The sequence below is a fragment of the Rhodoferax sp. SPJ4 genome (genome assembly GCF_058216275.1).
This window is the reverse complement of sequence record NZ_JBYZMN010000003.1, coordinates 337774-362194: the sequence shown is the minus strand read 5'-3', so window position 1 is coordinate 362194 and position 24421 is coordinate 337774. Positions and strand designations below refer to the sequence as shown.

The window sequence follows — 24421 nt, the reverse complement described above, 5'->3', positions numbered from 1 at the left end:
TTTGCAGAGGCGAGCGAGCGCCGCCGGGCCGCCCCAAGGTGGAATGCAGGCCCCCGAGGGGCTGAGGGCTGCGGCTCCCAACCTGCCTGCGCAGGTTGGGACAGCCTGAAGAGTCGCCGCGTCTGGCGGCGACAGGTCCAGCGATCCACACGAAGTGGCGGAGCGTGGGGGTCGTCAGTGAGCACCGTCGAAATGCTCGCCGGCCTTCAGCTTGTAGACGGTGCCGCAGTAGGGGCACTTGGCCTCGCCGCTGCGGCCCACGTCCAGGTAGACCTTGGGGTGGGTGTCCCAGACCTTCATGTCGGCCTTGGGGCTGGGGCAGAACACGCCGCCTTGGGCGTTCAGGTCCTTGGCCAGCAACTCGATGGTGGCTTTGCTCATGGGTGTCTTTCGGGCGTGGCTCAGACCAGCGCCAGCCAGTGGGCGTAGTGGGGGTTGCGGCCGTTGACGATGTCAAAGAACGCGCTCTGGATTTTCTCGGTGATGGGGCCACGCGAGCCGCTGCCGAGTTCGATGCGGTCGAGTTCGCGGATGGGCGTGACTTCGGCGGCGGTGCCGGTGAAGAAGGCCTCGTCGGCGATGTAGACCTCGTCGCGGGTGATGCGCTTCTGCACGATCTCCAGGCCCAGGTCCTTGGCGATGTGGAAGATGGTGTTGCGGGTGATGCCGTTCAAGGCGCCGGCCGACAGGTCGGGCGTGTAGATCACGCCGTTCTTGACGATGAAGATGTTCTCGCCCGCGCCTTCGCTGACGAAGCCGGAGGCGTCGAGCAGCAGGGCCTCGTCGTAGCCGTCGTCAACGGCCTCCATGTTGGCCAGGATGGAGTTGGTGTAGTTGCTGACCGCCTTGGCCTGCGTCATGGTGATGTTGACGTGGTGGCGGGTGTAGCTGGAGGTCTTGACGCGGATGCCGCGGCGCAGGCCTTCTTCACCGAGGTAGGCGCCCCAGGTCCAGGCGGCCACCATCAGGTGGATGGTGTTGCCCTTGGGGGACACCCCCAGCTTTTGCGAACCGATCCAGGTCAGCGGGCGCAGGTAGCCGCTTTCCAGTTTGTTCTCGCGCACCACGGCCTTTTGCGCTTCCATCACCTCTTCTTTGCTGAAGGGGATCTTCATGCGCAGGATCTTGGCGCTGTTGAACAGCCGCTCGGTGTGTTCTTCCAGACGGAAGATGGCGGTGCCGTTGGCGGTTTTGTAGGCGCGCACGCCCTCAAAAGCGCCACAGCCGTAGTGCAGGGTGTGGGTCAACACATGGATCTTGGCGTCGCGCCAGTCCACCATCTGTCCGTCCATCCAGATCTTGCCGTCGCGGTCGTGCATGGCGGGTGGCAGGGCGCTCATAGTCTCATCCTTGGGTTAACTGGGTTCACCGCGGCCGTGCGGGGCACGCGGGGGCCGACAGGTTGGCGGCAGGCCGCTGATTTTAAGGGGCTGCCGGCGGCGGCGATTCCGGCGCCTCGGGCGGACGGCAAAGCGACCAGTTCGCCAGCTTGCCGGCGCGGAATTCACAGCGCACGCTGACGCCGCCGGCGTCGGCCCAGACAAAGACCTCGGGTTGGGTGTCCGGCGGCGACTGCAGCTGGCCCAGCGCGCGGCTCAAGCCCACCACCTGCAACAGGGTCTGGCCGGCTTTCAGGCGGGAATTCAGCATCACCGCGCTGCCCACCTGGCCAATCGGCCGCTCGGCGGTCTTTTTCAGCACCTGCACCATGCGGTTGAACTGCAGCAGCGCCCACATCACCAGGCCGGCGGCGGCAAAGGCCACGCCGGGCCAGCCCCAGGAACGGTAGGCGACCACCATCAGTGCCGTGCCGAACAGGGGCCACAACATGCTCTGGAATTGCATGCGCGGATTTTCTCGCAGGTTTTCTGCCGCGCCGCGGGCGCCCCACCGGGCCACTGGGCGGGCGTCATCCCCCCGCTCCCGCGGTAGTCAGGCCGCCGTCCAGTCACCCTGGGTCACCGTGAGGTTCTGGCCCACCAGCAGAACGCCGGTCTCGCCCCCTGCGGTCTGGCTGTACCGGTCATGGCCAGGGGTGACGGCGCTGTCATGCAACCAACCGGTGCCGATGTACAAATGGTCGCCGGTGTCGCCATCCACCAACAGGGTGTTGGTTTCGGTGGACAAGGCCAGCAGTTGCGTCACCGACAGCAGCAGCGTGCCAGCACTGCCGTTGCGCAGGTCCATGGCCTCGATGCCGGTCAGGCGCTGGCCGGCCAAGCCGGCCAGGTCGAGGAACGCCAGGTCGGCACCCCATTGCAGGGTGTCGGTGCCGCTGCCGCCCGCCACCTGCTCCTGTCCGGAATGGAGGGTCAGACTGTCGTCGCCGCCATGGCCCACCAGCCGGTCCAGCCCGCCCAGGCCGTCGATGCGGTTGTCGGCATCGTTGCCCTCGATCAGGTTGGCCAGCGCGTTGCCGTTGGCCACCACCCCGGTCTGGCCGATCAGCATCAGGTTCTCGAAGTTGTCCTGCAAGGTGTGGCTGATGTAGCTTTGAACGCTGTCTGTGCCTTCATTGGCCGCCTCCCACAGGTAGTCGCCAGCGTCGTTGACGACCACGGTGTCGTTGCCCAGACCGCCGAACATCTGGTCCTGGCCCAGCTCGCCGTTCAGGAAGTCGTTGCCGGCGTCGCCGTACAGGACGTCGTTGCCCGAGCGGCCCAGCAGCACGTTGTCCAGGCCATTGCCGATGATGAAGTTGTCCAGTGCGTTGCCCGTGGCCTCCACCGCCAGGTTGCCAATCAGCGTCAGGTTTTCCACGTCGCCGCCCAGCGCGTAACTGACGTAGCTTTGCACCGTGTCCAGGCCCTCGTTGGCGCGTTCGTTCACCACGTCCAGCCCGCTGTCGACGATCAGCATGTCGTCGCCGGTGCCGCCGCTCAGCAGGTCGTTGCCCAGTTCGCCATTGAGGAAATCGTTGCCCGCGCCGCCGGAGAGCACGTCATCGCCACCGCGGCCCTGCAGCTCGTCATCGCCACCGCGGCCCTGCAGCTCGTCGGCGCCCGGGGTGCCGGTGAGCGTGTCGTTGCCCTCGGTTCCCGTCTGCGAGCTGCCGGGGCTGGGCGGCGGCTCCACCGGGCCGGGCACCACGCGCGCATCGATGTCGGCGTTGGTCCAGGCGGTGTCCGAAAACACGATGGAATGGATGGGGTAGAGCTTGGCATCGGCCGAAGCGAAGTAGTTCGCCACCGTCACGCGGTCGTCGCCGTCGTTGCGGTCAATCACCAGGTCGTCGCCGGTGCGGGTCAGCACCACCTCGGTGGACGCGATGCCAACTGGAATGGCGCCCAGCGAGCCCACCGCGTAGGAGGTGACCAGTTCGAGACGCGTGCGGTCAACGCCGCCGTCGGTGGCCAGGCCACGAACAAGGTCCTGGCCGTCCCCTTGCTGAAAGATCAAGCGGTTCTGCCCGCGGCCGCCGTCCAGCAGGTCGTTGCCGGTGCCACCGTCCAGGAAATCGTCGCCCACATCGCCCAGCAAAGTGTCCGCGCCAGCGCCCCCCAGCAGGCGGTCGCCATCGCCCCCGCCATTGAGCACATCGGCGCCGTTGCCGCCCAGCAACAGGTCGCGCCCGGCACCCCCGAGCAGGTAGTCGTTGCCATCTCCGCCCGAGACCTTGTCGGCCCCGTCCTTGCCGTCGATGGTGTCGTTGCCGCCCAGCCCCGTCAGGGTTTCGTTGCTGTCGGTGCCGCGAATGAAGCGGTCACCGTTGCCCAACGGGCCAAGCTGCGCGGCCTCGAACTCGGCGCTGCCCCACACCGTGCCATCACTGAACAGCGCCGCCGTCAACGGCCGGACGGGGACGCTGAAGTAGTCGACCACAGAGAGCTCGTTGTCGGCAAAACCGACGATGTAGAAGTTCAGGTCATTGCCTTCATGGCGGATCGCCACGTCGGCGGCGGTGACACCGTCCTCAAAACGCAGCCGGTTGGCTTCACCGCTGACCGCGGCCTCCACGATCCGGTCGGCGCGCGCGCTGCGGCCAAACAGGTAGGTGTCGTCGCCCGCGCCCCCCGACAAGGTGTCGTTGCCAGGGAAATAGTCGCTGCCAAAGAGGTCGGCCTCTTTGCCGGGCGGCAGCAGGTCAAAGCCGCCGTCCAGCAGGTCGTTGCCAGCCCCGCCATCCAGCACATCGTTGCCCAGACCGCCATCCAGGGTGTCGGCGCCGGCCTGGCCATGCAAGACATCGTCGCCGTTGTCGCCAAACAGCGCGTCGTCTGCGGTCGCTGAATACACCAGGTCGCGGCCTTCGCCCTGGTCGCCCCAGAGCTCGTCGTTGCCGGCGCCGCCGCGGATCAAGTCGGCGCCGGTGTTGCCCGAGAACGCGTTGGACCCGTTCAGGTAGGCAAAGTCGCCCTGGATGTAGTCATTCCCGGCGCCACCACCCAGCGTGTCGTTGCCGGTGTTGTTGCCCAGGATGCGGTTGTCCAGTCCGTTGCCGAATGCAGACAGGCTGTTGAAGTAGCCCACCAGGGTCAGGTTCTCCACGTGGGAGGGCAGGAAGTAGGTGCTGGTGAAGGTGTCGTCCCGGAAGTACAGGCTGTCGTTGCCCTCGTCGACCTGCTCGGTGACGGTGTCTGTGCGATCGACCTCGTAGCGGTCATCGCCCGTGCCGCCGCTCAGGCTGTCGTTGCCCTGCTGGCCATCAAGCGCGTCATTGCCTGGGCCGCCCAGCAAGGCGTCGTCACCACCGCCGCCGTACACGGTGTCGTTGCCCCCCAGTGCGTCAATGAGGTCGGGCTGGGCATCGCCAATGATGGTGTCGTCGCCAGCGGTGGGGGCCGGGGTGTAGCTCATGTCGGTTCCTGGGGTTGAATGATGGAATTCATTCTGGGAACCGATGGCGTCCAAGGTCTGTTCGATCAGCCACCCATGACCCGCGTCACAAGGTAAGTCATTGTTTGCGGGGTGCGGCTGTGCAAGGTGTCCATGGCCTGCCCCCACAGCGCCGCCTGGGCGCGGCGGCCGGTCAGCTCAGGCTGCGCACCGCGTCCAGCGCGTGCTCGATGCGCTCCACCGCGTGGATGGTCAGGCCCTCGATGGGGGTTTTGGGCGCATTGGCCTTGGGCACCACCGCGACGCTGAAGCCCAGCTTGGCGGCCTCGCGCAACCGCTCCTGGCCACGCGGCGCCGGCCGCACCTCGCCCGCCAGGCCGACCTCGCCAAAGGCCAGAAAGCCTTTGGGCAGCGGCCGGCCGCGCAAGGACGAGTTGATGGCCAGCATCACCGCCAGGTCGGCCGCCGGCTCGCTGATGCGCACCCCGCCCACCGCGTTGACGAACACGTCCTGGTCCATGCAGTCGACGCCGGCATGGCGGTGCAGCACCGCCAGCAGCATGGCCAGCCGGTCACGGTCCAGGCCCACACTCAGGCGGCGCGGGCTGGGGCCGCCGGTGTCCACCAGGGCCTGGATTTCCACCAGCAGGGGCCGCGTGCCTTCCAGCGTGACCATCACACAGCTGCCGGGCACCGGCTCGCTGTGCTGGCTCAGAAAGATGGCACTGGGGTTGGTGACGCCTTTCAGGCCCTTTTCGGTCATGGCGAACACGCCGATCTCGTTGACCGCGCCGAAGCGGTTCTTGATCGCCCGTACCAGCCGGAAGCTGCTGTGGGTGTCGCCCTCGAAATACAGCACCGTGTCCACCATGTGCTCCAGCACCCGCGGCCCGGCCAGCGCACCTTCTTTGGTGACATGGCCCACCAGCACGATGCTGCTGCCGCCGGCCTTGGCGGCGCGCGTCAAATGGGCGGCGCATTCGCGCACCTGGGCCACCGAGCCGGGCGCCGAGGTCAGCTGCTCGGAGTACATGGTCTGGATGGAGTCGATCACCGCCACCTGGGGCCGATGGCTGTCCAGCGTGGCGAGGATTTTTTCCAGCTGGATTTCGGCCAGCACCTGCACCTGGCTGTGGTCCAGCCCCAGCCGGCGCGAGCGCAGCGCCACCTGGGCGCCGCTTTCCTCGCCGGTGACGTAGAGGGTGCGGGCGCCGGCGCGCTGCAGCGCGTCCAGCGCCTGCAGCAGCAGCGTGGACTTGCCGATGCCGGGGTCGCCGCCGATCAACACCACCCCGCCCTCGACCATGCCGCCGCCCAGCACCCGGTCCAGCTCGGACAGGCCGGTGGGCAGGCGGGCGGTGTCTGTGGCCTCGATGTCGGCCAGCGTGGCCACCTCGGCGGTTTTGGCCAGCGACGCGAACCGGTTCTTGGCGGGACCGGCGCTGTCGGCCACCGACTCGATCAGCGTGTTCCAGGCGTTGCAGTGCGGGCATTTGCCCAGCCACTTGGGGCTGGTGCCGCCACACTCGGTGCAGCTGTAAATGGTTTTCTCTTTGGCCATGGGGTCGCTTATTTCACCAACACCGGCACCCGGGCCGCCAGCGCACACATCAGCTCGTAGCCCACGGTGCCGGCGGCCTGGGCCGGCTCGTCGATGGCCAGCACCGCGCCGTTGCTGGCCACGCCCCACAGCACCGCCTCGCTGCCATGGCCGGCCTGCGGCAGCGCCGACAAATCCACCGCCACCATGTCCATGCTGACCCGGCCCAACGTGCGGGTGCGTTGGCCGTCAATCAGCACCGGCGTGCCGGTGAGGCAGTGGCGGGGGTAGCCGTCGGCATAGCCGCAGGCCACGATGCCAATGCGCAGCGGCCCCTCGGCAACAAAGTGGGAGCCATAGCCCACGCTGTCGCCGGCCTGCAGCTGCTGCACCGCCACCACCTGGCTGGCCAGCGTCATGGCCGGCTGCAGCGCCCAGTCGGCGGCCGAGTGCTCGGGGAAATCGGCCGCGCTGCCGTACAACACGATGCCGGGCCGGACCCAGTCGCCGGCCAGCTGGCCGTGGCGCAGGATGGCGGCGCTGTTGCTCAGCGAGCGTTCGCCGGGCAGGTCGGCCGTGGCCCGCTCAAAGGCCGCCAGCTGGGCGGCAACACCCTTGGGGCCGTCGGCGTCGCTGAAATGCGTCATCAGCGAAATCTCGTCGACCTGCGGCAGGGCGTTGAGCCGGGTCCAGGCCGAGCGGAAGGCCTGCGGCGCAAAGCCCAGCCGGTTCATGCCGGAGTTCATTTTCAGAAACACCCGGTGCGGCACCTGGGTCTTGTGGGTGGCCAGCATGTCGATCTGCTCGGTGCAATGCACCGTGTGCCACAGGTCCAGCCGCGAACACAGCTCCAGGTCACGCTGCTCGAAGATGCCCTCCAGCAGCAGGATGGGGCCACGCCAGCCCAGCCGCCGCACCCGCTGGGCCTCGTCGAGGTCGAGCAGCGCAAAGCCGTCGGCGCCGCGCAGGCCATCAAACACCCGCTCGATGCCATGGCCATAGGCATCGGCCTTGACCACCGCCCAGACCCGGGCGTCGGGGGCGGCCGCACGCACCCGGGCCAGGTTGTGGCGCAAGGCCTCGGTGTGGATGGTGGCGCGAATGGGACGGGGCATGGGGATGGCAGCAGGCAGACCTCAGGGGAAATCCAGGGTCAATCGAGGGATTTTGGCATTGCGCGCCATGATATAACCCGCTGTCACTTGGAGACAGCTCTACACAACGACTCCTGCATCAGCCGCGCTGGTGCCCGTCAGACTTTTCAATGAAGCGCGGTTTCTACACCATCATGGCGGCGCAGTTCTTCTCGTCGCTGGCCGACAACGCGCTGTTCGTGGCGGCGGTGGAACTGATCCGTGGCGCCGGCGGTGCCGAATGGCAACGGGCCGCGCTGATCCCGATGTTTGCGCTGTTTTACGTGGTCTTGGCGCCTTTTGTCGGCGCCTTTGCCGACGCCCAGCCCAAGGGCAAGGTGATGTTCATCAGCAACGCGATCAAGGTGATCGGCTGTCTGATGATGCTGTTCGGTACCCACCCGCTGCTGGCCTACGCCATCGTGGGCCTGGGCGCAGCGGCCTACTCGCCGGCCAAGTACGGCATCCTGACCGAATTGCTGCCGGCCTCGCAGCTGGTCAAGGCCAATGGCTGGATCGAGGGCCTGACCATCGGCTCCATCATTCTCGGTGTGTTGCTGGGTGGCCAGCTGGTGGGGGTGAAGATTTCCGGCCTGCTGCTGTCGGTCGATTTCCCGCTGATCGACACCGGCGTGGACACGCCGCCCGAAGCGGCGATTTCGGTGCTGATTTTTGTCTACGCACTGGCCGCCTGGTTCAACACCCGCATCCCGCACACCGGCGTGGAAATGCGGCCCATGCCCCAACACAAGTACGAGCTGCTGTCGGACTTCTGGCAGTGCAACGCCCGGCTGTGGCGTGACAAGCTGGGCCAGATCTCGCTGGCCACCACCACGCTGTTCTGGGGCGTCAGCGGCAACCTGCGCTACATCATCCTGGCCTGGAGCGCCGCCGCGCTGGGCTACAGCACCACCCAGGCCTCCAGCCTGGTGGGTGTGGTGGCCATCGGCACGGCGGTGGGCGCGGTGGCGGCCTCGCTGCGCATGCGGCTGGACCAGGCCACCAGCGTGATGCCACTGGGCATCGCCATGGGCCTGCTGGTGATAGCGATGAACTTCATCGGCAACGTCTGGGTGGCCGCGCCCTTTCTGATTTTGCTCGGCGGCCTGGGCGGCTTTTTGGTGGTGCCGATGAACGCGCTGCTGCAGCACCGCGGCCACAACCTGATGGGCGCTGGCCGCTCGATCGCGGTGCAGAACTTCAACGAGCAGGCCTGCATCCTGGGCCTGGGTGCCTTCTACAGCCTGTCCACCGGCATGGGCCTGTCGGCCTTTGGCGCCATCACCGCCTTCGGCCTGGTGGTGGCCGGCGTGATGTGGCTGATCAAGCGCTGGCACGCCAACAACTGCGTGGTCCACCGCGCCGAGGTCGAGCACCTGCTCGACATCGCGCGCCACGACAACCTGCACGGCTGAGCTGGTCGGCCACGCGCCCGGCGTGGCCCCTGCCCTCCCTCCGATGTCTCCCTTTTTCCCCGCGCTGGCCCTGGTTTTCAATGCGCTGGTGTGGGGCCTGTCCTGGTGGCCTTTCCGCGCCCTGAGCGCCCAGGGTGTGCACGCGCTGTGGGCCACCGCGCTGGTGTTTGTGGCCGCCTCGGTGCTGGTGGGCTTGGTGCTGTGGTTGCGCCGCGCGCCCCCGTCCATGGCCGTGCCCATCCAATGGGGCGGATTGGTGGCGCTGGCGCTGGCCGCCGGCAGCACCAACATCGGCTTCAACTGGGCGGTGGCCACCGGCGACGTGGTGCGGGTGGTGCTGCTGTTCTATCTGATGCCGGCCTGGACGGTGCTGCTGGCCTGGCCCCTGCTGGGCGAGCGGCCCAGCATGGGCGCGCTGGCCCGGCTGGCGCTGGCGCTGGCCGGCGTGCTGCTGGTGCTGAAAACCCCGGAGGTGCAGTGGCCGGTGCCGGAAAGCGCAGCCGACTGGCTGGCGATTGGCGGTGGCCAGGCCTTTGCGCTGACCAATGTGCTGCTGCGCCGGCTCCAAGGCCAGGCCGAATCGGCCCGCATGCTGGCGATGTTTGGCGGCGGCGCCGGCACCGCGCTGGCGGTGGCGGTGCTGGGCGGGCTGGCCGGCGGCATTCCCTGGCCACCGGCCCCGGCGGCCGACTGGCTGCTGATCGCCGCAGGCCTGGGACTGGCGCTGCTGCTGGGCAACCTGGCGCTGCAGTTCGGCGCGGCCCGGCTGCCGGCCAACACCAGCGCGCTGATCATGCTGTCGGAGCTGGTGTTCGCCACCCTGTCGTCGGTGGCGCTGGGCGCGGCCACGCTGACGCCGCGCACCTGGGCCGGTGGCGGCCTCATCGTGCTGGCGGCTTTGATGGCATCATTGGCCAGCACCCCAGCCAAGGAGCCCCCGCCATGAGCACGATTTACGACTTTGAAGCCCAACAGATCAACGGCCAGCCGGTGCCATTGAGCACTTACCGCGGCAAGGCCATGCTGATCGTCAACACCGCCAGCGCCTGCGGCTTCACGCCGCAGTTCGCCGGGCTGGAGGAACTGCACAAGACCTATGGCCCGCAGGGCCTGGTGGTGCTGGGTTTTCCTTGCAACCAGTTCGGTGGGCAAGACCCGGGCGCCAACGACGAGATCGCATCGTTCTGCTCGCTGAACTACGGCGTGAGTTTTCCGATGATGGCCAAGGTCAATGTGAACGGCGCCGAGGCCCACCCGCTGTACCAGTGGCTGACCAAAGAAGCGCCCGGCCTGCTGGGCAGCAAGGCCATCAAGTGGAATTTCACCAAATTCCTGGTGGGCAAGGACGGCCAGGTGCTGAAGCGCTACGCGCCCACCGACACACCCAAGAGCCTGGCGAAGGACATCGAGGCCGCGCTGGGGGGATAGCCCCCACGGTCGCTCACTGCGTGTAGCTCCCTGCCCCCCGAGGGGGCCGCGTTTCGCCTTGGGGGCGGCCCGGCGGCGAAACCTTTCTCTCGTCGAACCGCGTGCTCAGCGGGAAGTCGGTGTGGCAGTCAACCCCGCGTCCAGCAACTCCACCCAGTGCCGCACCGGCACCTCGGTGCCGCTTTGCAAATGGGTGATGCAGCCGATGTTGGCCGACACGATGGCGGTGGGCTGCAGCTCGGTCAAATGGCCCAGCTTGCGGTCGCGCAGCGCGTAAGACAGCTCGGGGTTGAGCACCGAGTAGGTGCCGGCCGAGCCGCAGCACAAATGGGCCTCGTTGCCCGCCACCCTGAGCTCGAAGCCCAAGGCACCCAGGTGTTTTTCCACCCCACCGCGCAGCTGCTGGCCATGCTGCAGGGTGCAAGGCGGGTGAAAGGCCACCAGGCCGGCCGGGGCCTGCACCCGGCCGCGCAGCGCCACCACCAGCTCGGGCAGCAGCTCGCTCAGGTCACGGGTCAATGCGCTGATGCGGGCGGCGCGTTCGGCGTAGGCCGGGTCGTCGCGCAGCAGGTGGCCGTATTCCTTGACGGTGACGCCGCAGCCCGAGGCGTTCATCACCAGCGCCTCCACCCCGCCTTCGACCAGCGGCCACCAGGCGTCGATGTTGGCGCGCATCTGGGCCAGACCACCGGCCTGGTCGTTCAGGTGGAATTTCACCGCGCCACAACAGCCGGCCTGGGGCGCGACCACGGCCTGGATGTCGGCGGCGTCCAGCACGCGCGCGGTGGCGGCGTGGATGTTGGGCGCCATGGTGGGCTGCACACAGCCGGCCAGCAGCAGCATCTGGCGGGCATGGCGCCGGGTGGGCAGGGCACCCGCATCCTGCGGCGCCGGCACCTTGTTTTTCAGGCTCTGCGGCAGCAGGCCGCGCACGGCCTGGCCCAGCTTCATCGCGGGGCCGAACAGCGGTGAGGGCAGGCCTTCTTTCAATGCCCAGCGCAGCGCCTGTTCGCCCAGCGGGCGCGGCACCTTGGCATCGACCACCTTGCGGCCGATGTCGACCAGGTGGCCGTACTGCACGCCACTGGGGCAGGTGGTTTCGCAGTTGCGGCAGGTCAGGCAACGGTCGAGGTGCAACTGGGTTTTGCGGGTGGGCGGCTGGCCTTCCAACACCTGCTTGATCAGGTAGATGCGGCCGCGCGGGCCATCCAGTTCGTCACCCAGCAGCTGGTAGGTCGGGCAGGTGGCGGTGCAAAAACCGCAGTGCACACATTTGCGCAGAATGGCTTCGGCTTCGCTGCCGTCGGCCGTGCCCTGGAATTCGGGGGCGAGGTGGGTTTGCATGGTCTCGCCTCAGAGGTCGGGGTAGAGCCGGCCGCGGTTGAAGATGCCGGCCGGGTCGAATTGCTGCTTGAGCGAGCTGTGGACGCGGTCCAGCGGCCGCTGCAGCGCGTTGAAGCGGGTCAGGCCCAGCGGTGTGGCCTCGGCGCCGGCGATGAACAGCGTGGCGTGGCCGCCCACCGCGGCAGCGGCCTGGCGGATGCGGCTGGCGTCACTGGCGGCGGCCCTCACCCAGCGCTGGCCGCCATGCCACTCGACCAGCGGCGGCTCGGGCAGGTCCAGCACCGGCGCGGTTTGCGGCACCGACAAGCGCCACAGCGCGCGCCCACCCCGTTCGGCAAACCAGGGCAGCTGCTGGTCGCGGCACAGCGTCCAGTCGACGGCGGTCTGGGCGGTGTCGAGGCGCTCGCCGCCCAGGGTCTGGCAGGCGGCGCCCACCGCCGCCACCGCGCCGCGCAGCCGCAGATAAAGCGTCTCATGGCCGTTGTCATTGACCCAGCAGCTGGCGTTGAGCGGCAGTGGCTGGCCGCCCCAGCGGTTGAGCCGGTCCAGCGCCTGGGCCTGGCCCATGTCAAAGCGCAGCGTGGCCTCGGCCGGCGCCACCGGCAGCACCTTGAGTGTGACTTCGGTCACCAGGCCCAGCGTGCCCAAAGCGCCCACCAGCAGGCGAGACACGTCGTAACCGGCGACGTTTTTCATCACCTGGCCGCCGAAGGCCAGGTGCTCACCTCGGCCGTTGAGCAAGGACAGGCCCAGCACGAAGTCGCGCACCGAGCCCACGCTGGCCCGCGCCGGGCCGCTCAGGCCGGCGCTGACCATGCCACCCAGCGTGGCCTCGCCGGTGGCGAAGCGGGGCGGCTCGAAGGGCAGGCATTGCTGGTGGGCGGCCAGGGCCGCCTCGATCTCGGCCAGCGGCGTGCCGGCCCAGGCCCGGATGTAGAGCTCACTGGGCTCGTAGGCCATGATGCCGCTCAGCGGGCGGGTGTCGAGCCGCTCGCCCTGGGCGGGTTCGCCGTAGAAGTCTTTGCTGCCACCGCCACGGATCTGCAGCGGCCGGCCACTCGCCGCGGCCTCCAGGATCTGGTCGGTCAGGGGTTGGAGCGCCTTGTGCATGCGCTGGATGTTAAGCCTTTGGCGCGGCGCCGGTGTGGCTGGACTCAGCCCTTGCTGTCGCCTGGGCGCATCCGGTCGGCGTTGCTGGCCTTGGACGGTGCGGTTGCCCGCGGGGCCCGGCCGCGCCGCATGGGCGAAACATCGAAGTACAGCGTCTGCTCGACGCCATCGGCGCGCCGCACCTGCCACAGGTCGTGGCTGAGGTGGCGCTGGCTGGCGATGCGCTTCTTGGCGATCGGCGTGTAGCGGTCGGCGTGGGCCACAAACCAGCCATCGGCCTCGCTGGGCAAGACCAGGCGCAGCGCCGTGGCCTCGCTCTGGCCGTTGCCGCTGGCGTCGATGGCGCGCACCAGCGCGGTGGCAAAGGCCCGGTGGTGGCGCAGCCGGTCGCTGTGGCCCTGGTGCTGGGCGATGGCCGCCATCAGCAGCTGCGCCTTGATGAAGGGCAGCTCGGCGATGGGGGCATATTTTTGCAGCGGCGCCAAAGCCAGCAAGGCCTGGTCGGCCTGGCCACGCTCCCAGAAGCGCTCGGCGCGTTGCAGGGCCGCGGCGTGATCGGCCTCGATGCGGTAAGGGTCCAGTTGGGTGGACAGCAAGGCCCGGCGCAGCCGGTTGGCACGCGGCTGCACCAAAGGCAGGCGCTCCTCCACCGTCAGTTCGGCCTGGGCCGGCAGGGCGAATCCTCCGACCGCTGGCACGGCCAGGAAACAAAGCAGATGGCGACGGCGCAGGCCAGCGGCGCGGGGGGCAGAAAAAATCATGTCAGGGCGGAAAGATCGGGGCATGCGACGCACAGGCGCCGGCGGCCAGGGCAGGCCCCGATTGTCGGGCAAGTGGCGGCGGCGCCAGCCGGGCTGGGCTGGCACGGGCCGGGTCCCATGAAAAAAGCCCGCAGGCCAAAGGCTTGCGGGCTTGGGGGGACAGGCACCCAGCGGGTGCCGGTCTCAGGCTCAGCGGTTGTAGGCGGTTTCGCCGTGCGAAGAGATGTCGAGGCCTTCGCGCTCTTCCTCTTCGGTGACACGCAGACCGATCAGCAGGTCGACGATCTTGTAGGCCACCAGCGAGACCACGGCCGACCAGACGATGGTCAACAGCACGGCCTTGGCCTGGATCCAGACCTGGTCCATCACCGGCACCGAGGACACGGCAGCGGTGACCCAGTCGCCCACCAAACCGGGGCCACCCAGGGCCTGGTTGTTGAACACACCGGTCAGCAGGGCACCGACGATGCCGCCGACGCCGTGCACGCCGAACACGTCCAGCGAGTCGTCTGCACCCAGCATGCGCTTGAGGCCGTTGACGCCCCAGAGGCAGGCGAAGCCAGCAACAAAGCCGATCACGATGGCGCCCATCAGGCCCACGTTGCCGCAGGCCGGGGTGATGGCCACCAGGCCAGCCACCGCGCCGGACGCAGCGCCCAGCATGGAAGCCTTGCCCTTGCTCAGCGATTCACCGATGCACCAGGCCAGCACCGCAGCGGCGGTGGCCGAGAAGGTGTTGATGAAGGCCAGCACGGCAGAGTTGCCAGCTTCCAGCGCCGAGCCGGCGTTGAAACCGAACCAGCCCACCCACAGCAGCGAGGCACCGACCATGGTCAGCGTCAGGCTGTGAGGCGCCATCGATTCCTTGCCGTAGCCGGTGCGCTTGCCGATCACATAGGCGCCCACCAGGCCCGCCACAGCGGCGTTGATGTGCACCACGGTGCCGCCGGCGAAGTCCAGCGCGCCCCATTGCCAGATCAGACCGGCCTTGGCGTTGGTGGCGTCGACCACTTCCTTGGCGGTGTAGGCGTCCGGACCGGCCCAGAACCAGACCATGTGGGCGATCGGGGTGTAGCTGAAGGTGAACCACAGCACCATGAACAGCAGCATGGCCGAGAACTTGATGCGCTCGGCGAAGGCGCCGACGATCAAACAGCAGGTGATGGCGGCAAACGTGGCCTGGAAAGCCAGGAACAGCAGCTCGGGAATCACGACACCCTTGCTGAAGGTGGCGGCCATGGTGAACTCACCCTTCACCGGGTCGAACAAGCCCTTCATGAACAGCCGGTCGAAACCGCCGATGAAGGCATTGCCCTCGCTGAAAGCCAGGCTGTAGCCGTACAGGCACCACAGCACGACGATCATCGAGAAGGTGACAAACACCTGCATCAGGATGGACAGCATGTTCTTGCTGCGCACCAGGCCGCCGTAGAACAGCGCCAGACCCGGAATGGACATCATGATGACCAACAGGGTGGACACCAGCATCCACGATACGTCGCCCTTGTTGGGAACGGGTGCCGGGGGGGCCGATGCGGCGGCGGCCGGCGCTTCCGCGGCGGGCGCAGCCGCGGCTGCTGCAGGGGCTGGCGCAGAGGCAGGTGCGGCGGCTGCCGGTTTGGCTTCGGCTGCGGGGGCGGCTTGGGCCACCTTCACATCAGCGTCGGCCTTGGGCTTGGCCGCCGGTTTGGCAGCTGCCACGGCGGCGGGTGCGGCGGCTTCGGCCGGCGCGGTGACCGCAGCAGCAGGAGCGTCCGCGGGCTTGGCATCGGCCTGGGCGAAGGCCACGGAGCCCCCCGCCATCAGGCCCAGCCCCAGCACGAAGGAGGCGATTAGGTTTTTCATACAGGTCCTCTTTTTGGGTGATGCGGTGGGCCTTACAGCGCTTCCTTGCCGGTCTCGCCGGTGCGGATGCGGACAACCTGCTCCAGGTTGTAGACGAAGATCTTGCCGTCGCCGATTTTGCCGGTGCGTGCAGCGCCTTCGATGGCCTCGATCACGCGATCCACCAGCTCGTCGGCCACCGCCGCCTCGATCTTGACCTTGGGCAAGAAATCGACAACGTACTCCGCGCCGCGGTACAGCTCGGTGTGGCCTTTCTGGCGACCGAAGCCTTTGACTTCGGTCACGGTGATGCCTTGCACGCCGATGCCGGAGAGGGCTTCGCGCACCTCGTCCAGCTTGAACGGTTTGATGATGGCCGTCACGAGTTTCATGGTTTGTTTCCTCAGAGACAGGGGAGGTTTAGAACGTCTTGCCGAGCGAGACGAACAGGCGGGTTTTGCCGGCGGCTTCGATCGGGCCGACCTGGCCGGTGCTGAAGTAGCCCTTCTTGGAGGTACCGATCACGGCGCCGGTCAGCGCGTAGCCAGCCAGATCCTTGGTCAGGCTCAGCTTGTAGTCGGTGACGTTCTTGGACAGGGTGTTGCCGTTGATGTCGGTGAACTGCTGGTTTTCCTTCAGGCTCAAGATACCGGCGTGCACGCCCAGCGTCAGGCCAGTGGCGACTTCGGTGCTGTAGTTCAGGTCCAGGTAGGTCGTGCCCTTGGTGGAGTTGGGCGCGCCGACCAGCTGGGCGGCCTTGAAGTAGTCGCCGGTGGCGTAGTACAGCTTGCCGGAGAAGGGGCCGTAGGTCAGACCACCGTAGATTTCGGTGTTGCTGATCTTGGTCGAGCCGGCCACACCGCTCTTGGGGTAGTAGTAATAGATGGCGCCGACGTCGTAGCCGAGGTCCTTGGCGATCTCACCCTTGTAGCCGCCGTAGAAATCCATTTCCAGGCTGCCGCCGGTGTACAGGCTTTGCAGCACGTTCGAGTTCCAGTTGCCCAGGTAGAAACCGGACTTGTGGGCGAAATCGAAGCCGCCTTGCAGGGCTGGGCCGTAGTCCGTTTGGGTGAAACCGCGGAACTTGTAGTCAGAATTCAGCGAAACGTTGCCGGTGATGGTGAAATCGGGTTCCGGTGCTTTGGCTTGGGCAAAAGCGGCGCCTGCAGACAGCAGGGCGATGGCAACGGTGATGGTGCTGATTTGTGATTTCATTCAAAGCTCCTGGGTAAAAGTAATGACAAGGGTTGTAAAAGAAATACGCTCGGTTACCAAGCACAGACCATGCCATTTGGTCTGCGCCCCCTTGACCTTGTCGGACAAGGTGTCTTGGGGCAAAAAAAGGCGATCGGTCGGGACACCACATCCGACATTCGCACCGATTTTGTGCACAAAGTTGATCTGACGCACGAAATGCACCAAAACTGGATGTAACGGGGAAATCAGGCATGCAGGGCTTCTCAATGGTGCATAGTCGGGCGTTGCTGGGCCTGCAGGCGCCAGAAGTCACCGTTGAGGTGCATCTGGCCAATGGGTTACCCAGCTTTACCTTGGTTGGCTTGGCCGACACCGAGGTCAAAGAAGCCAGAGAGCGGGTCCGCAGCGCCATCCAGAACGCCGGCCTGCCATGGCCGGCCAACAAGCGGGTCACCGTCAATCTGGCGCCAGCCGACCTGCCCAAGGACTCCGGGCGCTTTGATTTGCCCATCGCGCTGGGCTTGCTAGCGGCCAGCGGCCAGGTCGATGCCCAGGCACTGTCGGCCTTCACCTTTGCCGGTGAGCTGTCGCTGGGCGGTGAATTGCGTCCCGTTCGAGGTGCCCTGGCCATGGCGCTGGCCCTGGCACAGACCCAGCCCGCAGCGGCGGGGCCGGCCCGGCTGGTGCTGCCATTGGCCAGCGCCCACGAGGCCGCCCTGGTGCCCGGGGTGCAGGTCCATGGTGCGCGCCACCTGCTGGACGTGGTGCAGCAGTTCCTGCCTGGTGGCCAGACCGCCGTGCCGGCCAACGATGGCTGGGTGCGGTGCGACGCCACGGCCCAGCGGTTGGGCCGCGCCACTTACCCCGACCTGGCCGACGTCAAAGGCCAGGCTGCGGCCAAGCGGGCGCTGGAAATCGCTGCGGCGGGTGGCCACAGCCTGTTGATGGTGGGACCGCCGGGCTCGGGCAAATCCATGCTGGCCCAGCGTTTTGCCGGGCTGCTGCCGCCGATGAACACCATGGAGGCCCTGGAAACGGCCGCCCTGGCCAGCCTGGCCGGCGCCTTTGCCGTTGAGCGCTGGGGCATGCGCCCGACCTCGGCGCCGCACCACACGGCCAGCGCGGTGGCGCTGGTCGGTGGCGGCTCACCGCCGCGGCCGGGTGAAATCTCCCTGGCCCACCACGGGGTGCTGTTTCTCGATGAATTTCCGGAGTTTCCGCGCATGGCGCTGGAGGCCTTGCGCGAGCCCTTGGAAAGCGGCCACATCAGCATCGCCCGGGCCGCCCGGCGGGCCGAGTTTCCGGCCCGCTTCCAGCTGATCGCGGCGATGAACCCCTGCCCCTGCGGCTACCTGGGCCATGCGGTACGGCCGTGCCGTTGCACACCCGACCAGGTGGCGCGTTACCAAGGCAAGCTCAGCGGCCCCTTGCTGGACCGGATTGACCTGCATGTGGAGGTGCCGGCGCTGCCGGCCGACACCTTGTTGCACACCGGACCGGGCGAAGCCAGTGCCGCGGTGGCCGACCGGGTGCTGGCCGCGCGGCAACGGGCGCTGGACCGGCAAGGCTGCGCCAACCAGGCCTTGCAGGCCAAGCAACTGGAAGCCCCATTGAATGTGGCGCCGGCAGCGCTGCGGTTTTTGCAATCCGCGGCCGCCAAACTGGGCTGGTCCGCCCGCAGCACCCACCGGGCGCTGAAGGTGGCCCGCACCGTGGCCGACCTGGAGGGCACAGCCGCGGTGGCCGAACCCCATGTGGCCGAGGCCCTGCAGTACCGCAGCACGCTCAGGCAGGGGCACTGAGCCCCGGCCCCGGATCAGTACTTGGTGAGGGTGTTGTTGCTGTTGACGCGAACCACGTTGCCGGCCGCCCAGTTGGGCTGCGGCTCCTGCTCAAACTTGCGTTCGCTGCCATCGCGCATCTTGACTGTGGTGACCCAGACCTTTTTGCTGGTGACCTTTTTCTGCACCTCGTTGCCCACGTAGCCGCCAGCGGCTGCGCCGCCCACGGTGGCCAGCGTCTTGCCGGTGCCACCGCCGACCTGGTTGCCCAGCAGACCACCAATCACGGCACCGCCGATCACACCGGCCGCACCACCCTGTCCCTTGCGGGTTTCCTGGTTGACACTTTTCACCACCGCGCACTCTTTGCACAGCGCCTGGGTCACCGGGTTTTGCGCCCAGGCAGTGGTGATCGCAAACAAGGCCAACATGGTCAGCAACAGTTTTTTCATGGGAGCTCCCTCTTTTTTGATGTGAACATGCGCGGATGGTGAACCCATCATGCAGGCCGGTCAAGCGCCAGTTCGCAGACCTCAGTAGGCCGAGCCGGTCGGCGCGCTGGACTGCACGGGCGCCGGTGTCGGCGAATAGGCCACGCCGTCACTGCTGCGCAAGGTGTTGCCATCGACCGTCACACGGGCACCCACGGCCGGCGCGGTTTTCTGCTCGAAGCTGCGAACCGAGCCGTCCTCCATGCGCACACGGACTTGGTAGACGATGTCCTTCTTGACGTTTTTCTCGATGGCGTTGCCGGCGTAACCGCCGCCCAGCGCACCCAGCACCGTGGCCGCCGCCCGGCCGTTGCCATGGCCCACCTGGTTGCCAACGATGGCGCCCAGCACACCACCGGCCACCGCGCCCACGCCATTGGTTTGGCCTTTGCGCTCCACCGGGGTGACGGCGTCCACCGTGCCGCAATTCAGGCAAACCTCGCGGGCGGGCACCGTGGCCGGCACCTTGCCCACGCTGCCCGACGGGTAGGCGGTGGGATCGGCCGGCCGCGGGGCGTTGTTGTGGGTGACCGGGCGGGGGGCCGGGGTCTTGCTACCGGGCACCGGGGTGGCCACCGATTTGGCGGCCTCAGGCGCCATGCCAGGCGCTGCGGCGGCGGCCTTGTCGGTCATCGCCGCAGTGTCCGTGGCCGGCACAGCGGCCACCATCTCGGCCGTGGGCTGCGGGCGCAGCTCCTTGTAGGCCAGCGTGCCGCCCATGGCCAGCACGGCGACGCCCAGCACCCCGATGGCGATCCACAGGGGTTTGCTGGCGCCGCTGGGGGCGGAAGTGGGGGTGGTTTGCATTGACGTGTCCATGGTGATTCCTCGGGAAATGTGAGTCTTGGGTGTTCAACGCCTCAAGACCAGGCAGCGTAGACAGGGCCCATGTCCACACCGCGCGTGTTTGTAACCCGAGGTAAGCGCCAAGGCCATCCACGGCTCACAGGTTGGGCGCCAGCAGGCGCGACAAGGCCTGGACCTCGGCGCCCTTGCGGCGGGCCAGGTCGTGCAATTGGTCGTCGCCGATCTTGCCCACGTTGAAATAACTGCTCTGCGGGTGGCCGATGTAAAAGCCGCTGACGCTGGCCGCCGGCGTCATCGCCAGGCTGTCGGTCAGGCCCATGCCGATGTCTTCGCACTGCAGCAGCTGGAACAGCTCGCGCTTGACGCTGTGGTCCGGGCAGGCCGGGTAGCCGGGCGCCGGGCGGATGCCGCGGTACTTCTCGGCGATCAGGTCCTCGTTGCTCAGGGCCTCGCCGGCGGCGTAACCCCAGAGGTCGGTGCGCACGCGGTGGTGCAGGCATTCGGCAAAGGCCTCGGCCAGCCGGTCGGCCAGGGCCTTGAACATGATGGCGGAATAGTCGTCGTGGTCGTCGAGGAAGTACTTTTCCTTCTTCTCGGCGCCGATGCCGGTGGTGACGGCAAACATGCCGGCGTAGTCGGCCGTGCCCACCGGCGCCACAAAGTCGGCCAGACAACGGCTGGGGCGCATGATGCCGTCGATGACCTGCTTTTCGGTCTGCTGGCGCAGGCCGTGCCAGGTGAGGGCCACCTCGCTGCGGCTGTCGTCGGTGTAGAAGGCAATGTCGTCGTCGTTCACCTGGTTGGCCGGGTAGAGGGCGACGATGGCGTTGGCGGTGAGCCAGCGGCCCTCGATCAATCGCTTGAGCATGCGCTGGCCATCGCTCATCACCCGCACCGCCTCGGTGCCGACGATTTCGTCTTTCAGGATGTCGGGGAATTTGCCGGCCAGGTCCCAGGTCTGGAAAAAGGGCGCCCAGTCGATGTATTTGGCCAGCTCGGCCAGGTCGAAATTCTTGAACACGCGACGGCCGAAAAACTTCGGCTTCACCGGTGCGTAACCGGTCCAGTCCATCGGCGTCTTGTTGGCGCGGGCCTTGGCCAGGGGCCAGATCGGCGTCTGTTTCTTGTTGGCGTGCTGGGTGCGGACCTTGTCGTAGTCGGCGTTGATGTCGGCGATGTACTGCGTGGCCTGCTCGCTCAGCAGGCTTTGCGCCACGCTGACCGATCGCGAGGCGTCGGGCACATAGACCACCGGGCCTTCGTAGTGCGGCGCGATCTTCACCGCGGTGTGCACCCGGCTGGTGGTGGCGCCGCCAATCAGCAGCGGGATTTTCTTGATGCGGAAATGGTCGTCCTTCTGCATCTCGCCGGCCACGTACTGCATCTCCTCCAAGCTGGGCGTGATCAGGCCGGAGAGCCCGACGATGTCGGCCCCCTCGACCTTGGCGCGGGCCAGGATCTCGTGGCAGGGCACCATCACGCCCATGTTCACCACCTCGAAGTTGTTGCACTGGAGCACCACGGTGACGATGTTCTTGCCGATGTCGTGCACATCGCCCTTCACCGTGGCGATGATGATCTTGCCCTTGGGTTTCACATCCCCACCGGCCGCTTCCATCAGCAGCTTTTCGGCCTCGATGTAGGGCAGCAGGTGGGCCACCGCCTGCTTCATCACGCGAGCGCTTTTGACCACCTGGGGCAAGAACATCTTGCCCTGGCCGAACAGGTCGCCGACCACGTTCATGCCGTCCATCAGCGGGCCTTCGATCACATGCAGCGGCCGACCACCCTTGGCCAGAATAGCCTGGTAGGCCTCTTCGGTGTCCGGCACGATGTGGTCGGTGATACCGTGCACCAGCGCATGGCTCAACCGCTGGCCCACGGTGGTGCCCACGCGCCATTCGTTCTTCTTGCTCTCGTCCTTGGCACCGCTCTTGGCGCTGTCGGCAATTTCCACCAACCGCTCCCCCGAGTCGGCACGGCGGTTCAGCACCACGTCCTCGACCCGCTCGCGCAATGTGGGCTCCAGTTCGTCGTACACGCCCACCATGCCGGCGTTGACGATGCCCATGTCCATGCCCGCCTGGATGGCGTGGTACAGGAACACCGTGTGGATGGCTTCGCGCACCGGGTCGTTGCCACGGAAGGAAAAGCTCACGTTGGACACACCGCCGCTGACCTTGGCGCCCGGCAGATTGGCCTTGATCCAGCGCGTGGCCTCGATGAAGTCCACCGCGTAGTTGTTGTGTTCCTCGATGCCGGTGGCAATGGCAAAGATGTTGGGGTCGAAGATGATGTCTTCGGGCGGAAAGTCCACCTCGTCCACCAGCACCCGGTAGGCGCGTTCGCAGATTTCAATTTTTCGCTGGTAGGTGTCGGCCTGGCCCAGCTCGTCAAAGGCCATCACCACCGCAGCCGCGCCGTAGCGCTTGACCAGCGTGGCCTGGCGCTTGAACTCCTCCAGGCCCTCTTTCATGCTGATGGAGTTGACGATGCCCTTGCCCTGCACACAGCGCAGGCCGGCCTCGATGACGCTCCACTTGGAGCTGTCGATCATGATGGGCACGCGGGCGATGTCGGGCTCGCTGGCGATCAGGTTCAGAAACCGCACCATCGCGGCCTGGCTGTCGAGCATGGCCTCGTCCATGTTGATGTCGATGACCTGGGCGCCGTTTTCCACCTGCTGGCGGGCCACCGCCAGCGCCTGCTCGAAGTCGCCGTTGAGGACCATCCGCGCAAAGGCTTTGGAGCCGGTGACGTTGGTGCGCTCGCCGATGTTGACAAAGGTGGCGCTGGGGGCCGTGCCCTCGGCGGCGGCCACGCCAATGGCCACCGGTTCCAGGCCCGACAACAGCATGGGCGGCACAAAAGAAGGGGAAACAGACACGGTCATCACTCACCTGGTTGGGGCAACAGGCGAGCGTCGTTGGCAGAATGGGCAGGTTCAAGCCTGACGAAACGCATGGTGGTTTCGCTGCAACGCTCCTTGAACCGAGTGTCATTTTAATCGATCATGCCTGTCTGATGCCCTTCAAGCTGTTCCAGCGCACCCCCAAGTCCCCTCCGCCCACCGAGGCCCAGCGCCATCGCTTGAAGGCGCTGGAGGGCTCGTCCACGGCCGAATTGGCGGTGGATTTGCTGCGTGCGCCCACCGCGCTGATGCAGCTCAGCCGCGAGGAATCGCGGGTGGTGGTGAGCTATATGCTGCCCATGCGGATTGCCGAGGGCAACACCTTCATTCACCAGGGCGACCGCAGCACCGACTTCATGGTGCTGGTGCTGGAGGGCGAGGTGACGGTGGAAACCATTGTGGTCAGTCGCACCACCCCCACCACCGTCAATGTGCTGGGGCCGGGCCACCTGATCGGTGAGATGGGCCTGCTGGACGGGGAGATGCGCTCGGCCTCGTGCACCGCCAGCAGCTCGCTGGTTTGCGCCATCCTGACCCGCCACGCGCTGCGCTCGCTGATGGAGCAAGAACCGGCCATCAGCGCGAAATTGCTGCTGGCGGTGGCCATCCGCCTGGGCCAGCGGCTGCGCGACACCAGCGACAAGCTCAACCGCTATGTGATGCTCACCCGCACCATGCAGCAGGAGATCGACCGGGTGTTGCCCAGCTGATCTGCCTGCGGGGCGCTCAGGCGTCCTGCGGCTCTTTGTAGAAAAAGCCGCGCTGTACCGAGCGGGCCTTCTGTGGCGCCACCGCCTGGCCGATGGCTCCGATGTGCTCCGGCGTGGTGCCGCAGCAGCCCCCCACGATGTTGACCAGGCCTTCGGCCGCGAACTCTTGCAGCAGGCGCGAGGTCACGTCGGGGGTTTCGTCAAAGCCGGTGTCGCTCATCGGGTTGGGCAGGCCGGCGTTGGGGTAGCAGCTGATGAAGGTGTCGGGCGCGGCCTTGGCCAGCTCCTGGATGTAGGGCCGCATCAGCGCCGCACCCAAGGCGCAGTTCAGGCCCACCGCCAGCGGGCGGGCGTGGCGCACGCTGTGCCAGAAAGCGGTGACGGTCTGGCCGCTGAGGATGCGGCCGGAGGCGTCGGTCACGGTACCGCTGATGATCAGCGGCAGCCGCTCGCCGGTGTTGGCAAAAAACTCCTCGATGGCGAACAGCGCGGCCTTGGCGTTCAGGGTGTCGAAAATGGTTTCCACCAGCAGCACGTCGCTGCCGCCCTCCACCAGCGCCTCGACCTGCTCGTAATAAGCCGCGCGCAGCTCCTCGAAATTGACGTTGCGCGCGCCGGGGTCGTTCACGTCGGGGCTGATGCTGGCGGTCTTGGGCGTGGGGCCCAGGGCGCCGGCCACAAAGCGCGGCTTGTCCGGCGTGCTGTATTTGTCGCAGGCGGCGCGGGCCAGCTGGGCCGACACGAGATTCATCTCGCGGGCCAGACCGGCCATGTCGTAGTCGGCCTGGGCGACGGTGGTGGCGCCGAAGGTGTTGGTCTCGATCAGGTCGGCGCCGGCGGCCAGGTAGCGCTCGTGGATGTCGCGGATCACGTCGGGCCGGGTCAGGCTCAGCAGTTCGTTGTTGCCCTTGACGTCGCGGTGGAAGTCGGTGAACCGCTCGCCCTGCGCGCCCGGGCCGGTGTAGCCGGCGCCGCGGTACTGGGCCTCTCCCAGCTTGAAGCGCTGGATCATCGTGCCCATGGCGCCGTCGAGGATGGCGATGCGCTCGCCGAGGATGGCGGGCAGTTGCTGGGCACGGGTGTAGTGGAGCGGCTTCATGCCCCGATTGTAGAAAGCCCCCGGTTTGGGCCGACAATTCATGCGCGGTGCCCCCGGCAGCGGCCCAGGTTTTGCCGGCGGCCGCACTCCCCCT

Annotated in this window: 21 protein-coding genes and 1 riboswitch; of the genes, 5 read left to right on the top strand and 16 right to left on the bottom strand. The window is 67.1% G+C overall.

What is annotated here, in order from left to right; all coding sequences use genetic code 11:
• Positions 1 to 174 precede the first annotated feature (174 nt).
• The 6 genes from AC4BAR_RS12870 to alr form a co-directional block, all read right to left on the bottom strand.
• Positions 175 to 381 (bottom strand): zinc-finger domain-containing protein, encoded by a 207-nt coding sequence (locus AC4BAR_RS12870; RefSeq protein WP_490628263.1) that lies wholly within the window; start codon positions 379 to 381, stop codon positions 175 to 177.
• A gap of 20 nt (positions 382 to 401) precedes the next feature.
• Entirely contained in the window at positions 402 to 1340 is a 939-nt protein-coding gene (locus AC4BAR_RS12865; RefSeq protein WP_490628262.1) for a branched-chain amino acid transaminase, read from the bottom strand.
• A gap of 82 nt (positions 1341 to 1422) precedes the next feature.
• Positions 1423 to 1845: a glycerate kinase gene (locus tag AC4BAR_RS12860; RefSeq protein ID WP_490628261.1), complete on the bottom strand. Its 423-nt coding sequence runs from the start codon at positions 1843 to 1845 to the stop codon at positions 1423 to 1425.
• A gap of 87 nt (positions 1846 to 1932) precedes the next feature.
• Positions 1933 to 4797, bottom strand: coding sequence for a calcium-binding protein (locus AC4BAR_RS12855; RefSeq protein ID WP_490628260.1), 2865 nt, complete (start codon positions 4795 to 4797; stop codon positions 1933 to 1935).
• Between the two features lie 172 nt (positions 4798 to 4969).
• Positions 4970 to 6337 carry a DNA repair protein RadA gene (gene radA / locus AC4BAR_RS12850; protein WP_490628259.1) on the bottom strand — a complete coding sequence of 456 codons (1368 nt, stop codon included), beginning with the start codon at positions 6335 to 6337 and terminating at the stop codon, positions 4970 to 4972.
• An 8-nt stretch (positions 6338 to 6345) separates the two neighbouring features.
• Positions 6346 to 7431: an alanine racemase gene (gene alr, locus AC4BAR_RS12845; protein WP_490628258.1), complete on the bottom strand. Its 1086-nt coding sequence runs from the start codon at positions 7429 to 7431 to the stop codon at positions 6346 to 6348.
• A gap of 149 nt (positions 7432 to 7580) precedes the next feature.
• Between alr and lplT the strand changes: the two genes are divergently transcribed.
• From lplT to AC4BAR_RS12830, 3 genes are read left to right on the top strand one after another with little or no spacing between them, the layout of a single operon-like run.
• Positions 7581 to 8864: a lysophospholipid transporter LplT gene (gene lplT, locus AC4BAR_RS12840; protein WP_490628257.1), complete on the top strand. Its 1284-nt coding sequence runs from the start codon at positions 7581 to 7583 to the stop codon at positions 8862 to 8864.
• 43 nt (positions 8865 to 8907) lie between these two features.
• Complete coding sequence (locus tag AC4BAR_RS12835; RefSeq protein WP_490628256.1) at positions 8908 to 9810, top strand: DMT family transporter; 903 nt, start codon at positions 8908 to 8910, stop codon at positions 9808 to 9810.
• Positions 9807 to 10292: a glutathione peroxidase gene (locus AC4BAR_RS12830; protein ID WP_490628255.1), complete on the top strand. Its 486-nt coding sequence runs from the start codon at positions 9807 to 9809 to the stop codon at positions 10290 to 10292. Before AC4BAR_RS12835 ends, AC4BAR_RS12830 begins: the two co-directional genes overlap by 4 nt.
• 105 nt (positions 10293 to 10397) lie before the next feature.
• Here AC4BAR_RS12830 and glcF read toward each other — a convergent pair whose 3' ends face one another.
• The 6 genes from glcF to AC4BAR_RS12800 all read right to left on the bottom strand — a co-directional run bounded on the left by glcF (position 10398) and on the right by AC4BAR_RS12800 (position 16546).
• Positions 10398 to 11636: a glycolate oxidase subunit GlcF gene (gene glcF, locus AC4BAR_RS12825; protein ID WP_490628254.1), complete on the bottom strand. Its 1239-nt coding sequence runs from the start codon at positions 11634 to 11636 to the stop codon at positions 10398 to 10400.
• A gap of 9 nt (positions 11637 to 11645) precedes the next feature.
• Positions 11646 to 12746 carry a glycolate oxidase subunit GlcE gene (glcE, locus tag AC4BAR_RS12820; RefSeq protein WP_490628253.1) on the bottom strand — a complete coding sequence of 367 codons (1101 nt, stop codon included), beginning with the start codon at positions 12744 to 12746 and terminating at the stop codon, positions 11646 to 11648.
• Positions 12747 to 12790: 44 nt separating this feature from the next.
• Positions 12791 to 13507: a DUF4919 domain-containing protein gene (locus AC4BAR_RS12815; RefSeq protein ID WP_490628252.1), complete on the bottom strand. Its 717-nt coding sequence runs from the start codon at positions 13505 to 13507 to the stop codon at positions 12791 to 12793.
• A gap of 189 nt (positions 13508 to 13696) precedes the next feature.
• Complete coding sequence (locus AC4BAR_RS12810) at positions 13697 to 15352, bottom strand: ammonium transporter (protein WP_490628251.1); 1656 nt, start codon at positions 15350 to 15352, stop codon at positions 13697 to 13699.
• Positions 15353 to 15384: 32 nt separating this feature from the next.
• The gene (gene glnK / locus AC4BAR_RS12805) at positions 15385 to 15723 is read right to left on the bottom strand and encodes a P-II family nitrogen regulator (protein WP_490628250.1); all 339 of its coding nucleotides are present in this window, start codon (positions 15721 to 15723) and stop codon (positions 15385 to 15387) included.
• Positions 15724 to 15751: 28 nt separating this feature from the next.
• Positions 15752 to 16546, bottom strand: a complete 795-nt coding sequence (locus tag AC4BAR_RS12800; protein ID WP_490628249.1) for a TorF family putative porin — start codon at positions 16544 to 16546, stop codon at positions 15752 to 15754.
• A 233-nt stretch (positions 16547 to 16779) separates the two neighbouring features.
• On the opposite strand from AC4BAR_RS12800, the gene AC4BAR_RS12795 reads away from it, so the two are divergent.
• Positions 16780 to 18330 (top strand): YifB family Mg chelatase-like AAA ATPase, encoded by a 1551-nt coding sequence (locus tag AC4BAR_RS12795; RefSeq protein ID WP_490628248.1) that lies wholly within the window; start codon positions 16780 to 16782, stop codon positions 18328 to 18330.
• A 14-nt stretch (positions 18331 to 18344) separates the two neighbouring features.
• Here AC4BAR_RS12795 and AC4BAR_RS12790 read toward each other — a convergent pair whose 3' ends face one another.
• The 3 genes from AC4BAR_RS12790 to metH all read right to left on the bottom strand — a co-directional run bounded on the left by AC4BAR_RS12790 (position 18345) and on the right by metH (position 22464).
• Positions 18345 to 18761, bottom strand: coding sequence for a glycine zipper 2TM domain-containing protein (locus AC4BAR_RS12790; RefSeq protein ID WP_490628247.1), 417 nt, complete (start codon positions 18759 to 18761; stop codon positions 18345 to 18347).
• A gap of 81 nt (positions 18762 to 18842) precedes the next feature.
• The gene (locus AC4BAR_RS12785) at positions 18843 to 19619 is read right to left on the bottom strand and encodes an outer membrane lipoprotein (protein WP_490628246.1); all 777 of its coding nucleotides are present in this window, start codon (positions 19617 to 19619) and stop codon (positions 18843 to 18845) included.
• Between the two features lie 124 nt (positions 19620 to 19743).
• On the bottom strand, positions 19744 to 22464 hold the full coding sequence (gene metH, locus AC4BAR_RS12780; RefSeq protein WP_490628327.1) for a methionine synthase: 2721 nt from the start codon (positions 22462 to 22464) through the stop codon (positions 19744 to 19746).
• Between the two features lie 54 nt (positions 22465 to 22518).
• Positions 22519 to 22601, bottom strand: a riboswitch (S-adenosyl-L-homocysteine riboswitch).
• 30 nt (positions 22602 to 22631) lie between these two features.
• On the opposite strand from metH, the gene AC4BAR_RS12775 reads away from it, so the two are divergent.
• Positions 22632 to 23228, top strand: a complete 597-nt coding sequence (locus AC4BAR_RS12775; protein WP_490628245.1) for a cyclic nucleotide-binding domain-containing protein — start codon at positions 22632 to 22634, stop codon at positions 23226 to 23228.
• A gap of 16 nt (positions 23229 to 23244) precedes the next feature.
• On the opposite strand, the gene AC4BAR_RS12770 is transcribed toward AC4BAR_RS12775, so the two are convergent.
• Complete coding sequence (locus tag AC4BAR_RS12770; protein WP_490628244.1) at positions 23245 to 24327, bottom strand: homocysteine S-methyltransferase family protein; 1083 nt, start codon at positions 24325 to 24327, stop codon at positions 23245 to 23247.
• Positions 24328 to 24421 lie beyond the last annotated feature (94 nt).